Annotated in this window: 11 protein-coding genes; 5 read left to right on the top strand and 6 right to left on the bottom strand. The window is 58.7% G+C overall.

Going from position 1 to position 12,756, the window contains the following annotated elements; translation table 11 throughout:
- The first annotated feature begins 44 nt into the window (after nt 1-44).
- Nucleotides 45-983 (top strand): chemotaxis protein CheB, encoded by a 939-nt coding sequence (locus FHS84_RS15640; protein WP_166935989.1) that lies wholly within the window; start codon nt 45-47, stop codon nt 981-983.
- Nucleotides 984-1,044: 61 nt separating this feature from the next.
- On the opposite strand, the gene FHS84_RS15635 is transcribed toward FHS84_RS15640, so the two are convergent.
- Entirely contained in the window at nt 1,045-4,536 is a 3,492-nt protein-coding gene (locus tag FHS84_RS15635; RefSeq protein ID WP_166935987.1) for a chemotaxis protein CheB, read from the bottom strand.
- A gap of 145 nt (nt 4,537-4,681) precedes the next feature.
- Nucleotides 4,682-5,068 carry a hypothetical protein gene (locus FHS84_RS15630; RefSeq protein ID WP_166935985.1) on the bottom strand — a complete coding sequence of 129 codons (387 nt, stop codon included), beginning with the start codon at nt 5,066-5,068 and terminating at the stop codon, nt 4,682-4,684.
- A gap of 175 nt (nt 5,069-5,243) precedes the next feature.
- Between FHS84_RS15630 and FHS84_RS15625 the strand changes: the two genes are divergently transcribed.
- Nucleotides 5,244-5,879, top strand: a complete 636-nt coding sequence (locus FHS84_RS15625; protein WP_208393907.1) for a TetR/AcrR family transcriptional regulator — start codon at nt 5,244-5,246, stop codon at nt 5,877-5,879.
- Here the strand turns inward: FHS84_RS15625 and FHS84_RS15620 are convergent.
- From FHS84_RS15620 to traA, 3 genes are all read right to left on the bottom strand, one after another.
- Nucleotides 5,876-6,580: a response regulator gene (locus FHS84_RS15620; RefSeq protein ID WP_166935984.1), complete on the bottom strand. Its 705-nt coding sequence runs from the start codon at nt 6,578-6,580 to the stop codon at nt 5,876-5,878. The genes FHS84_RS15625 and FHS84_RS15620 overlap by 4 nt on opposite strands.
- 221 nt (nt 6,581-6,801) lie before the next feature.
- Nucleotides 6,802-7,542, bottom strand: coding sequence for a DUF6118 family protein (locus tag FHS84_RS15615; RefSeq protein WP_166935982.1), 741 nt, complete (start codon nt 7,540-7,542; stop codon nt 6,802-6,804).
- Between the two features lie 19 nt (nt 7,543-7,561).
- Complete coding sequence (gene traA, locus FHS84_RS15610) at nt 7,562-10,543, bottom strand: Ti-type conjugative transfer relaxase TraA (protein WP_166935980.1); 2,982 nt, start codon at nt 10,541-10,543, stop codon at nt 7,562-7,564.
- Nucleotides 10,544-10,711: 168 nt separating this feature from the next.
- Between traA and FHS84_RS15605 the strand changes: the two genes are divergently transcribed.
- From FHS84_RS15605 to FHS84_RS23125, 3 genes are all read left to right on the top strand, one after another.
- The gene (locus tag FHS84_RS15605) at nt 10,712-11,035 is read left to right on the top strand and encodes a conjugal transfer protein TraD (protein WP_166935978.1); all 324 of its coding nucleotides are present in this window, start codon (nt 10,712-10,714) and stop codon (nt 11,033-11,035) included.
- Between the two features lie 16 nt (nt 11,036-11,051).
- Nucleotides 11,052-11,291 carry a conjugal transfer protein TraD gene (locus FHS84_RS15600; protein WP_341801836.1) on the top strand — a complete coding sequence of 80 codons (240 nt, stop codon included), beginning with the start codon at nt 11,052-11,054 and terminating at the stop codon, nt 11,289-11,291.
- A gap of 427 nt (nt 11,292-11,718) precedes the next feature.
- A complete protein-coding gene (locus FHS84_RS23125) occupies nt 11,719-11,949 on the top strand; it encodes a helix-turn-helix transcriptional regulator (protein ID WP_166935975.1) in 231 nt (76 codons plus the stop codon).
- Nucleotides 11,950-12,024: 75 nt separating this feature from the next.
- On the opposite strand, the gene FHS84_RS15590 is transcribed toward FHS84_RS23125, so the two are convergent.
- A complete protein-coding gene (locus FHS84_RS15590) occupies nt 12,025-12,753 on the bottom strand; it encodes a hypothetical protein (protein WP_166935973.1) in 729 nt (242 codons plus the stop codon).
- Nucleotides 12,754-12,756: the final 3 nt, after the last annotated feature.

The following is a 12,756-nucleotide window of genomic DNA, read 5'->3' as shown; positions in this document are numbered from 1 at the left end:
GCCTGCCGGAAGGACGCTGACACAATTGGTCAGAGGGGTCGGTTTTGGACGCGAAAATCACCCCTCAGGGGGTCAATATTGCAAGCGATTTCACACTGCCGGCAAGATTTCCGGTGCCAGTGATCGCGGTTGTCCACGTCGGCAGTGGGCCAAGTGTGCTGCCGTCTATCCTCAACGACCTCGGCGGACTACCCGCCAGCCATGCGCGACATGGCGCAGCGCTCGAAGCCGGCCATGTCTATATCGCGCCGCCGGACCGCCATGTGCTGGTGGTGGACGGCTACCTGGAACTCACGCATGGCCCGCGCGAGAACTGGGCGCGCCCCGCCATTGATCCTCTCTTCCGCTCCGCAGCCGAAGCTTACGGTACAAGCGCCATCGGCGTCGTGCTGACCGGGCGCCTGAATGACGGCAGCGCCGGACTTTATGAAATCAAGCGCCGCGGCGGCATTGCGATCGTCCAAGAGCCCTCGGAGGCGGAGGCGCCTAGCATGCCGGAAAGCGCGCTGCTGAATGTGGATGTCGATTACCGCCTGCCAATTGCGGAAATGGCGGGCGTGCTTCTAGAGTTATTGAAAGACATGGCGGCGAAACCTTCCTGCAGAAAGAACGCCGGAGACCTGAAAATGGCTGAGATCACCACGCCAACGGCCCAAACCTGTCCCGAATGCGGAGGCGCCATGGCCAAAGAGCAGCTCGGAAAGATGACACGCTTCCGCTGCCATATCGGTCACGTGATGAGCGCGGAAGTTCTAGCGGCAACGCAACTGGAAAAACTCGCGGCCGATCTGGCGGCAGCACAGCGCAGTTTGAATGAACGCGCGGCGCTGGCCCGAAGTCTCGCCGCGAAACAGGAGGCGCAAGGCAACGCAGAGACAGCCGCACAATGGCAAGCAGCGGGAATGCAAGCAGAGAAACTGGAAGAAGCCGTTCGACAGATGGTCAAAACCGATTGGATTCATCCGGAAGAACGCGAACCTTAATTGCCCTTTCGGGCAACAACTCCGGCGAGGACCCTACCAACTCCCGCGCGCGGGCGGCGTTTCAGGACGCCAGCGATTCTTTCAACGGAATTTCTATAACGCAGCGAACTCCTTCGGATGCGAATTCGTGGCGGACGACGGCGCCAGGCATCCCGGCCTTGATAAGGCGCGTCCCAAAGCCCTCGGTCGATTTAGTGACCGCGGGACCGTCACGCTCTTGCCAAACAACGGTTAGCACTGGTCCTTTGTTGCCTATCGTCACGTCCCAATCCAGCGTCACGTCACCGGCCGTGCCCGACAAAGCTCCATACTTGACTGCATTGGTCGCAAGTTCGTGCAAGATCAATCCCAGAGGCGTGGCAACATCGGGCGGCAACTTCACGGCTGGTCCCGAAAGCAACAGGCGATCGCTGTTTTCGACATAGGCTGCCAACTGGTCCTGGATCAATTCCAGGAGATCGGCACCGGTCCATTCGGCGTTCACGAGCGACTTGTGCGAATTCTCCAATGCAATGATCCGGCCGCTGAGCGCGTGGACAAACTCCTCATGGCTTGCCGTCGACCGCTGGGTCTGCTGAACCATGCTCAGAACCACGGTCAGCGTGTTCTTCACGCGGTGGGCCAGTTCGCGCAGTAACAGGCGCTGACTGGAATCCAGCGCCTTGGCCTGAGTGATGTCACGGGTACTTTCGAGGACGATGCGCTGTCCGTTGACATCCATTAGCACAATATGACTTTCTACTGTCAGCTGGAGGCCATCCTTGGAAACGTGGTTGAGCTCGCCGCGCCATACTCCGTGCTCGAGCAGGGCCTGACGCACGACTTCAAAGCTTGCCCCCGGCACTGTGGTTTTCAAGAGCTCCCACTTCGTTCGCCCGAGCGCTTCCTCCTTGCTATAGCCGTACAGCTCCTCGCTGCCGCGGTTCCATTGCCGGATTTGTCCCTCGAATTCCCAGACGAAGATCGGAGCGCGGGATAGCTCCACCAGTCGTGACTCCTGCCTCAAGAGTTCTTCGCTTTTGCGCAAGGCGTCTTCCATCTGCCGTCGTTCGGTGACGTTGATGAATGTGGCAACCACACCGTCGATTTTGTCGTCCACCGTCCGGTAAGGACGAAAACGCACAAGGTACCAGTCGCCCTTCCGGCTGCGGATTTCCCGCTCGATCGGAGCCAGATTGTCGAGCACCTCGCGGGTATCGCTTGGAATCCCTTCGTAATCGAGTTGATGGGTGAAATCGGTGATCGGGCGGCCGATGTCGTTTGGTGTGATCGAGAACAATTCAGTGATGCGCGGCGTGAACCGTTTGATGCGCAGTCCGGCATCGAGGAACAGCGTGGCAAAGTCTGTCGCGGCCATAAGATTTTGCAAATCGCTGTTGGCGCGCGAAACCGTCTCCAGTTTCAGCTTTAGCTCTGAGTTGACGGTCTGCAACTCCTCATTGATCGACTGCAGTTCTTCCTTGCTGGTCTCGAGTTCCTCGGCGGTGGAGCGGTATTCCTCGTTGATTGATTGCAGTTCCTCGTTCGCCGCTCTGAGTTCCTCGTTGGCAGCCTCGGATTCCTCGCGCGTGGTACGCAGGCGTGCTTGGGTAAGTTCCAGTTCCTGCTTCAATTCGCGGAAATTTTCCGACGTTGTTTCGGAGTCGCCGGATGCCCCCCGATCGGACTTATCGGCGACCTCGGCGCGACCTTCAAAGAAGAATACAACGGCGCGGCCCGGCTTGCCGTCTTGCTCCGCACTCTGTGCCGGTTTCACATGAATGTAGACGCGCTTGGTATCGCCATTGAAGCGCACCATCGTAGCCGGGCTGAGCACTGGCTCATTGCGCTCGAAAACGCGGTGTAGCGCCGTTCTGAGTTCAAAGCGTAATTCGGGACGGACGAGATCGGTCACGTCGGTCGTCACCGGGCCGCCCGACGGCATCAAGTAACGTCCGGCCGTCTCCGATAGGTGCAGGGCGTGTAACATGTCGTCGACGAGAATGCTGGGCGGCGCGAACGCTTCGAGCGCCTCGCGATGCGCTGTTTGCGTCGCGCGGCCCGAAAGCGACAGCACTGGCGTGGCTTCGATCGCAACGGTCGCCGGCGAAAAGCGCGGCAAATTGGGGAGCTTGTCCGAAACCCGCCCGGTCGATTGATAAAGCCGGATTTCGCGGTCCACCGGGTAAAATAGATTGTCCGGATGTTCGGCAGCTTCCGATGAGCCGAGGAACAGATAGCCGGTCGGGGTCAGACCGTAATGCAAGGTCATCAGCACTTGTTGCTGAAGCTCTCGGTCGAGATAGATCAGGAGATTGCGGCAGGAGATCAGGTCAAGGCGCGAAAACGGAGGATCGCGCAGCAGGCTATGATTGGCGAACAGAACGATATCGCGCAGATCGCGCTTGACCCGGTATTGCTCGCCGTCACGCGTGAAGAAACGCCGGAGCCGATCCTCGCTAACATCAGCTTCGATAGTCTGCGGGTAACAGCCGTCCCGGGCAAAGACCAGCGCACGCGTATCCATGTCGGACGCGAACAACTGAATCTCAGGCCTCAGTTCATGACGCGCCGCTTCTTCCAGAAGAAGAATGGCGAGCGAATACGCCTCTTCGCCGGTAGCGCAGCCCGGGACCCAGACGCGGATCGGATGGCCATCTTCGCGGCCCTCAAACAGCCGCGGAATAGCGATCCGTGCCAGAGTATCGAAAGATTTCGGATCGCGAAAAAACGTCGTCACGGAGATCAAAAGATCGGCTAGGAGCGCCTGGGATTCCTCCGTGCTCTCTCGTAAATAGCCGACATAATCCTCGTAAGCTTCCTTGCGGGCGACTTGCATGCGTCGGGTGATGCGCCGGACCACGGTCGACCGTTTATAATGAGAGAAATCGTGCCCCGTCCTGACCCGTAAGTGGGCCAGGATGCGGCGAAGCTTTTCCTCCTGATCGCTGCTATGGGGGGTGACGACCTGCCGTTTCAAACTGAGAAGTTCTGCCAATTGTTTGGCAAGATCGCGGATCGGCAGGACAAAGTCCGCCGCCTCGGTTTCGATCACGCTGCGGGGCATAGACGGGAATTCGGCTTCTGTGGGATCCTGGACCAGCACGATGCCACCGGCAGCCTTCACCGCTTTTGCGCCCCGTGCGCCATCGGAGCCCGAACCGGTCAGGACCACGGCAAACCCTTCGCCGCCGTGCTCCGCGTGGGAGCGGAAGAACGCATCGATAGGCGCACGCTGTCCTCGAGGTTCCACGAATGGGGTTGCCGTAATTTCGTGATCCGAAATCTTCAGTTGCCGGTCGGGTGGAATGACATAGACGCAGTCCCTCTCCAACCTCGCTGTGCCGATCACCTGCCTGACAGGCATTGTCGTCCGGGCGGCCAGGATTTGCGGCAATTCGCTGCGTACCGTCGGATCGAGGTGCACAATGACGATGAAGGCGGCACCAGGATTGGGTGGCAGGGAATCGAAGAAGTGCTGCAGCGCCCCGACACTACCGGCGGAGGCCCCGATGCCCACCAGGGGAAAACCCAACAGGGACGAAGATTGGGTCCTTTTTACATCGTCAGTCATACATCCCTCCCGACCAGCTCCCCGATTCGCGAATCCCTTCGGGCTCGTAGAGCGCGTTCTTTTCCTTCACTGTACAGCAATAAACAAGCACGTTCTTCCCCAGGAGGCAGGGCAAAAACGTAGCTCGCCGGTCTGGGCCACCTTCTCAGGTTTGCGGGGTCATATCCGTGGCCCAGAAGCGCAACTCGCGCAGCAGGCGGCGACTATCGGCAATACAGGTCCGACTATCCCGAAGCAGCATTTCGCGGTCCAACACAATCTGTTGCGCCGCGGAACTCAGTTCTTCACGGCTTGGCCGTCCTCCGTAAGGATTCGTGTAAGCCACGGGAGAGTGACCCTGCCAGACCTCCGTTGCGGCACAGACATCGCAACAGGCCTGATACAGCACAGTAGCAATGCCGACGGCTTCGGCTTCCGGCGCGTGCATCCTGAATTGCAGAATCGTGCTGCCGCATTCGTCGAGGAAGCGGATCCGAAACGGCCTTTCGTCTAGCCTGCGAGTGTTCAAATGTCGGTTGCCGGTGGTTGGCATAGATACCCTCCACAACACTGGAACATGAATCCTATACAAGCTGGGACAGGAACCGCAACATTCCCCAGCGGCGAACAAAATGGGACTTGCGATAGTATGTCTGTGAAACAGTTATTGTATTAATGCCATTTAGCGTAGAGGGTGTGTTGCTACCTGCAATATGCGAGAGGACGCGATGGACGCTTCCGCACGCTTTCAACTGGGCGCTATGGACCAGCGCAACGGCTCTCTCAACAAAATCAAAGCAGCCGGACGTAAGCTTTTCCTAAGCCGCGGCTATCACGAAACGCGCCCCCAGGACATTGCACGCGAAGCCGGCCTTGGTCATGGGACCTTCTATCTGCACTACAGGGACAAACGTGACTGCTTCCTCGCGTTTCTTGATGATGCCCGCATGGAGTTTTGCAGCTACATGCGGATTCATGTGAGCCGTGGCGATACCATCGAACAAACGATCGCCAACACACTGGAGACGATTTACGCTTTTTCCGATCAGAATCCCGGCCTGCTTAATGCCGTGATGGCCGATGACGTCCTATTCGATGCAGAAGGAACGCATCCCTCCTCAGCAATGCAACTTTGGAGTACGGAATGGGCCTTGATGCTCGGAGAGGATGGCGGCAATAGCGACAAGCTTTCGGCATGTGAGCCCAACATTGTGGGGCAAGCCGTTCTCGGGGCCATCAACAGCTGCCGTCTGCAAAGTGATCGCCAGAACGTCTCACGAGAGCAGGTCAAAGCCATCCTCATCCAGCTATTGACGCGCGCCCTGACGGACCCCAGTGATCGCGGGGTTCGAGAACAAAGCTAGATGCCGTTCGTGTGGTTGGCCCACCCATCTATCTTCTCGAGAAGGCGCCGGCTTTGGGCAATGTGCCAACGACTATCTCGGAGCGCAATCTCGTGGTCTACCACCAGCTTCTGAAGCCGCGCGTTGACTTGTGCCGCGGTCAAGACTTTTGCCGGCACGACAATCTCGCGATCACCGCACCAAAGCTCGCATTGCCCCGCAATATCGGATGAGGCCTCGTGGAGAACTGCAGCAAGCGTCGCCGCCTCGTCATCATCGATAGCTGACAAACTACGGCGCGCGACAACAGCGCCGTCGCGCCCACGGAGGTAAAGCGAATACGCCGGATACCGCCACGGCGAGGGCTGCTTCGCGGCCATCACGGCTTTTTCTATTTCGCGGACAAGAACATCTTCCTGTAGGGGCTTTTCCAAATAGACCGCTCCCAGTTCCTTGGCACGAGCCGCAATGGGGGAACTGCCGCGGCCGGTGATAAGCAGAACAGGAATGGTCAGCTGGCGCTGACGATGAAGCTCAATCAGCTCCAGCCCACTCATACCCGGCATATTCTGGTCCAATAGCAGGCAGTGGAAGGATGTAGCAGTTTCCGCCGAAAACTGCTCGGCACTTTCAAAACATTCGACGACAAAACCGTAGGACTCCAGCAATAGGCGAGTCGAATCGCGCACAAACTCGTCGTCATCGATCACGGCAATCATCATGTGGATGCCTCGATTCCAAATGATTGGCCCACTTCGGCCAGCGACTTAAGCCTGCCAATTTCTTTGACAGGCACCACGTTGGGGCCCGCAACAGCGAAGATATACAGCCCGTAGATCATAGATGATCAAGGAAACAATGTATTGCGTAATTATCAAGTTCCCTGGGCGGGCGCGACAGGCCAGCAATGCCCTGTGTTTCCCCATAGTGTTCCGGTTCCCTATCAGAGGCGCTGATTTGGTAGCTGGATTACGCACTTCACCGCTCGCACCTTGCTCTCTTTTATGCATTTGCGAAGGGTGTCTCGATTGACCGCCACAATGCGATTGCCGAGAACAATATCCTGCCAAAGCGCGGGCGCTGAGGCTTGGATCAGATGTTCTCCGGCCGCGGTCTGTTCCATGCCGAGTAGCGCTGCTGCCCTGGCTTCTGGCGATCGATGATCGACCGGCGGGGACCGGTTCGCGGGCCACACAACAACAGCCCCAAGGATCATACCGACGACGAGACACACTGTGCCTGTGGCGGCGAGCCAAATGCGCTGCGATTTCGCGCTGCGCGCCGATCGCAGATGTGCGTTCAGGTCCCGTGTGGTCTTCTGTAGCGCAGCGCTCGCATCATTCAGCATAAATTGATTGGAGCGCCGGGCAGCTTCCGCAGCATCGTCAATTTGCCGACCGATGCTCTCCGGCGTCAGGTGCAGTGCTGGCAGCTCTTTGAGTTCTTTGAACTTGCGCGCCGCCGCCGCGCAGGCTTGCAAAATCTGTCCCAGTGTTTCGCTGTAATCGGGGATGTTGCTGCGCTCGGCAGCAAGGCCGCCCATGGCGCGATGAACCATCGCCACCTCTCTCCGTAACTCCTCGAACGCCGCTGCCGCGGGATCATCGGTGGGGGCAGCCTGCGGCTCTTGGGTGATCGGTGTTTGCGTCACTGCGTTGGACAAAACGTCGGGTCCATCTGTCATGGTCATCTCCAGATCATGGTCACAAACCAAGCCCCCGATTACGGCCACGGCCTAAGTGGTCCATCAGCTCGGCGCCGACGCTCGGTCCTTCCCGTGCCCCAAGACCCAATTCGATCTTCCGGTTGCGCAGGATCGATTCGACTTGCGGGTCGCGCTCCAGGGATTTCGCCATCCCGGCCATGTTGGCGCGCACAGCGTTGGCGCCGTCGAAGTCGTAAGCCCGTTCCAGCCGATTGTGCGCTTTCGACAGCCCTTGCCATTCGGCGACAAACCGATCGGCGCGCAGGGCCGGATTGGTGCGAATCTCGGCCTCAGCCTGAAGGGCTCGGATGATCCGGTTTGTCTGCCCCTTGGCGGCATCGGAGAGCAGCGAAGGATTATGGGCGATCGCACTTTCCATATCCGCCGCCAGCTTGGGCCGTACCGCATCGAGGCGGCTTCGCGCATTTTCCAGAGCGCGTTCCTGTTCCGGCAGCACCGGCAATTGCCGGTCACGCATGTGGTCAATATTGGTCCGCGCGCGGCCATATTGACCAATGGCGGCATCACGCTCGGCGGCCCGTTCGGGCGCATCGACCGGCAGTTTGGGAATAGCCGCGCGTTCTGGGGCACGATGCTGGTCTATTCCCCGATCAGGCGACGGCATTTGCGGCCGGAAGGTCGCGAACATCCCGCGCTTGATTTCGGCGGGCTGCTGTCCGGCGTCGAGCGTCCGATTTTGTCCCGGCGTTACCTGATGGCGGTACTGATCCGCGGCAGAGCTATCGCGCGACTGGTCGCGGCTAATTTCGCGAACTTGGGCTTGCGCATCCCTGCCGTAGTCGCTCGCCATATCCTTGGCCCGTTCGCGCGACAGAGTACGGGCAAGTTTGCCGTCGTCGGCAAAGTCGTTGCGGCCAAAATGCAGGTCCACCCGCTCGCGATGGCGCGACAGGGCCACATAAGAGGCGTGACGGTCCAGGCCTGGCGTTGCCAGCACATGCACCCGGTCCACCGTGACGCCTTGGGCCTTGTGGATGGTGGCGGCATAGCCGTGGTCGAGCTGGTTGTAATCTTTGAAGTCAAACCCGACCTGCCGCCCATCATCCAGGCGGATATCCATATGGGACGAGGTGACCCGTTCGACGGTGGCAAGCGTGCCGTTTTTGATGCCAAGGCTGCGCTCATTCTTGAGCATCATCACCCGGTCGCCGGCGGCAAAGTCTCGCTTGCCGCGCTCGACCGTGACGGCAACATCTTCACCCAAATCTCCCGCTTCCCGGAGCCTCTCCCGCGCTAGCTGATTGAGGCTCTGCACCTCCTCATTGGTATGGGTGAGGATGATGCGGGATTTGTCGGGAGAGGCTTGCCGGTCCCGATCCCAGGTTTCGACGAGTTTGGATCGTGCCTGGTCGCGGGTTGGCTCGACATGAACCATGTCGTGGCCCCGGTAAGCGTCAAGGGCTTCGACGGTCCGTCCCGTCGCCAAATGCCGAGTGGCATCGCGCTGCCAAGCTTCGCGCTGGCGGCGGATTTCGGTGATCTCGACATGAGGGTGGCGCTCGCTGAGAGACCGGAAGGCGGCACCGGCCTCAATCGCCTGGAGCTGCTCGGGGTCGCCAACCAGAACCACTTTGGCGCCCCGACGCTCGGCCTCGGAAAGAACCCGCTCCAATTGCCGCGAGCCAACCATGCCGACTTCATCGATCACCAGCACATGATTGCGGTCCAGAATCTCTCGGCCTTGCGCCCATTGGTGCTCCAGACTGGCAATGGTGCGGGAGGCTATGCCGGAACCGGCCTCCAGGTTCTCGGCGGCAATGCCGGAGAGCGCGATGCCGCGAACTTCGAACCCGGCATGCTCCCAAGCCTCTTTGGCCACACTCAGCATGGCCGATTTGCCGGTTCCGGCGTAGCCGATGACCAGACCCAGGTCTCGCCCGTCCGTAATATGGAGCAGGGCTCGGCGCTGCTCGCCAGATAGCACCAAACCGCGCTTTTCCGCGGACGCCAAAGCCCGATGCTGGGCATACTCCGAGACTTGATGGTGCTCTCTCCCAACTAGGCAATCGGCCGAGCGGTGAAGGCGCTCTTCGATCCGAACCATATCCCGGCTGGTGAAGCGGTCTTCACCGTGGCCGTCTCTCCCAAGACGCACTAATTCCGGCGAGGCTTCCACCGCCGCCATCACACCATTGAACTGCTCCAGCCCGTCGGAATGGCGATGGGCAAACATCGCCAAATCCCGCCGGGTGAAGGTTGCCTGTCCATGGGTAATGGCATCCAAAGCAATGGATGGATTGGCGATGATCTTCTCGCCATTCTCCCGGGCAATCTGTCGGTGATCGTCCAGCCGCTCCGATTGCAGCCCGTCTCCGGCCATCCGCGCCGCGGCCGGGCCGATCTTGTGCTGGGGCTCAAGGTCAATGCCTTGATCTTCGAAGGAACGGTGATCGATCCGAGCGTCTATCCCGAGTTCCCGCAAGCGCTGATTGACATGGGTGCCCCAGGCCTCGCGCCAATGCTCCAACAGTTCGTTGCGGTTCCATTCGCGCACCTTGGCGCCGAACCCGGCCTCGTCGACGCTGCGCATGGTCAACATGACATGGGCGTGCGGTTTGGCCTGACCGTCAGCGCCGATATCCCAATGCACATTGAGGTCGGCGATCATGCCGCGCGAGACAAACTCCTCCCGGACAAAGTCCCGTGCGAGTTCGATGCCCTGAGAGCGATCAAGCTCACGCGGAATGGCGAACTCGATCTCGCGGGCAAGCTGGGCATCACGCCGCTTCTCGCCGGATTCAACCGCATTCCAGAGTTGTTCGCGATTATGGAACTCGTCGGGCACATTCTCGGGCGTCAATACTTCGGAATGAACGACGCCACTCTTAGCCGTAAAATCGTGATGGCGATCCAGGCGCTCATCATAGAGCCGACCCGCGGAGCGATAGGCAGCCGAGGCCAGCGCACTCGATCCGTTGGCGCGACTGATGACTTTGGCCGAGAAGTGGTAGATCGCCATAGCCACTCAGATACGCTTCGAAGCGCACGTCGGCACGACGTATAAGCGCGCCCTCACGAGAAAAAATCCCGTGAGGGATCGCTTGGTACCAGACTGTCTCACGCCAAAGGGCGCATTCGCCAAGGGCTCACGTTATCATCCACACAGGAAGAAATGACGGAGCCCACCATGCGCAAACCTCGTGATTTTGACGCCGCTCTCAAAACCCTCACCGAAAAGACCAAGGCCCTCAAAGAGAACAAGCGCAAACAACTCGGCGACCTGATCGTTGCGACCGGTGCCGACGCTCTCGATGTAGAAACGCTGGCAGGTGCGTTGATTGCGACGGTTCAATCCGTCGACACCGCGCAGAAGCAGGCCTGGAAGAAAGCGGGGACAGAGTTCTTTCGGAAAACAAAAGCCGCTCAGAGCGCAGATACAAGCCAACCGGAAAGCGCTCAAACGAGCGATAGCCTCTTTGCGTCGTCTCGAAGCGGAGCAGGCAAGAGTTGACACGCGAGTGTGGGTCGTGAAGCGGCGCGAACGAACCCGTCACCTGATCGAACTCGGCGGGCTCGTGGTCAAATCTGGGCTGGTCGAACTCACAAAGGACGATCGGACAGCGCTTTACGGTGCATTCCTCGAACTCGCGCTTACCCTTCAAAGCGAAAATCGCGAGCAGATAATGGCGCTGTGGCATCGAAGAGGAAGTCGTGCGTTTCGCAGCGAGGCCGAAGCTAAGAAAGATGCTGCGGGCGGGAGCCTATGAGTAAAACACCACGAAATTGTGCGGCACCAAATCAGATGCTGCCCGCCCACCAGTGCGATCCGAAAGAACACGCACTGCCGTCAATCCGATCCTACCGAGTTCTCCGTTTCCCAAACCCCGTCAAGGCTGATGCTTCGCGTCACCGCTACGCGGCTTTAGGCCTTGACCGGGCCCGGGAAACGGACAGGGGCTTGGGATCGGATCGACGGCGCAACTTGGTAGAAATATGGGAGTGGCCGGAGGAAGCATTAGCAGCCCGACCGCGCTCTCAAAACCAGACACCAACACACGACGATACCACCTTTATGCCGCCAATCACCGACACAGGCACGCATCCGCTGCCAGAACGCATAGAGGCCTCTTGAAGATTGGCAATCACCAACATCATATGGACGAGAGCCCAACCAAACAGCCACGGGATTACGACATGCCAGAACCCGAACGAATCCTACGGATGCGAACCGTCCTCCAACGCACAGGCCTCAGCCGTTCGACAATTTACCGCAAAATGAAAGACGGCACATTCCCGTCCCAAGTGGTTATCAGCATGCACGGACGCGGCTGGCATGAATCCGCGGTGAACCGTTGGATCATCGATCCAACTCACTATCTCGAAAACTCCGCCGCAATCACACCGTTCGCGCAAGGGCAAAGCTAGTCCATTTTTAAACATGCAGTCAGCGCGCCTCAAGGTTGCCGCGCCACCTTGTCGAGGGTGCGCGCACCCTCCAGCCTACTCCAGCCTTTCGCAATAAGCGCGTAGATCGTTGTGCATGGCCTCTACATCTGCAAAGCGTTCATGGGTGCGCAGGCTATCAAGGTTGCACGAGGCGCATATTTCGATGTCCTTGCGCGAGAGGTAGTTGCCGTGGACCAGCACTTCCCGAATTTGATCGCCAGCATCAACGTTCTCGCGGTCTTCGGGATCGCAGGAGTGGCGGAGGAAGTCGAGATAGATGTGCTCAATCACCGATTTTGAATGACTCTGTATCTCTTCGACCGCACGCAAAATTTGGGCGATCTTAGCATCTAGCGCGTCCAAGCTATTGAAATAGATATGCCCATTGGAGTGCGCGGAATCGTTACGATCCTTCACAAGCCTGGTGTAGTTGCCGATTTTGTCGTTATCGCAGGAAATCAACTTCAAAAAGCGCAGGATGCTGCTTTCATTCACCGCGCTAAAATCAAATGGCGACGTTGCCATCAGCAGGCCTTTTTCAATATCTTTGCTAAAACCGATAGCTCCGTATGCAAAACTGTTGGGCTGAGCCTGCTTGATTTGCCAGACGTTGAAATAGACGAAGCTCATCGTGATCATGTGATAGGCGAGAAAGGCAAACTGGTATTTGCCGTGGGTGTAATTGGTGCTGAACGCGTCCCAGAGAAAGGAAACGTATTCTTCCTCGCTGCTGGTTCGATAGGAAATAGGCAGGTAGTTTTCTAGCTCTAGCGCCTCGTCCATCAC

This window comes from Rhizomicrobium electricum (genome assembly GCF_011762045.1).
In the GTDB taxonomy this organism is placed as follows: domain Bacteria; phylum Pseudomonadota; class Alphaproteobacteria; order Micropepsales; family Micropepsaceae; genus Rhizomicrobium; species Rhizomicrobium electricum.
Note: the sequence above shows the minus strand (reverse complement) of the source record. Positions and strands in the feature narration are given on the sequence as shown.

Excerpts from the sequence above, each read along its gene's own strand:
- FHS84_RS15625 (WP_208393907.1), top strand. The coding sequence starts at position 5,244 with ATGGACGCTTCCGCACGCTTTCAACTGGGCGCTATGGACCAGCGCAAC.
- FHS84_RS15630 (WP_166935985.1), bottom strand. The coding sequence starts at position 5,068 with ATGCCAACCACCGGCAACCGACATTTGAACACTCGCAGGCTAGACGAA.
- FHS84_RS23125 (WP_166935975.1), top strand. The coding sequence starts at position 11,719 with ATGCCAGAACCCGAACGAATCCTACGGATGCGAACCGTCCTCCAACGC.
- FHS84_RS15615 (WP_166935982.1), bottom strand. The coding sequence starts at position 7,542 with ATGACAGATGGACCCGACGTTTTGTCCAACGCAGTGACGCAAACACCG.
- FHS84_RS15635 (WP_166935987.1), bottom strand. The coding sequence starts at position 4,536 with ATGACTGACGATGTAAAAAGGACCCAATCTTCGTCCCTGTTGGGTTTT.
- traA (WP_166935980.1), bottom strand. The coding sequence starts at position 10,543 with ATGGCGATCTACCACTTCTCGGCCAAAGTCATCAGTCGCGCCAACGGA.
- FHS84_RS15590 (WP_166935973.1), bottom strand. The coding sequence starts at position 12,753 with ATGGACGAGGCGCTAGAGCTAGAAAACTACCTGCCTATTTCCTATCGA.
- FHS84_RS15605 (WP_166935978.1), top strand. The coding sequence starts at position 10,712 with ATGCGCAAACCTCGTGATTTTGACGCCGCTCTCAAAACCCTCACCGAA.
- FHS84_RS15620 (WP_166935984.1), bottom strand. The coding sequence starts at position 6,580 with ATGATGATTGCCGTGATCGATGACGACGAGTTTGTGCGCGATTCGACT.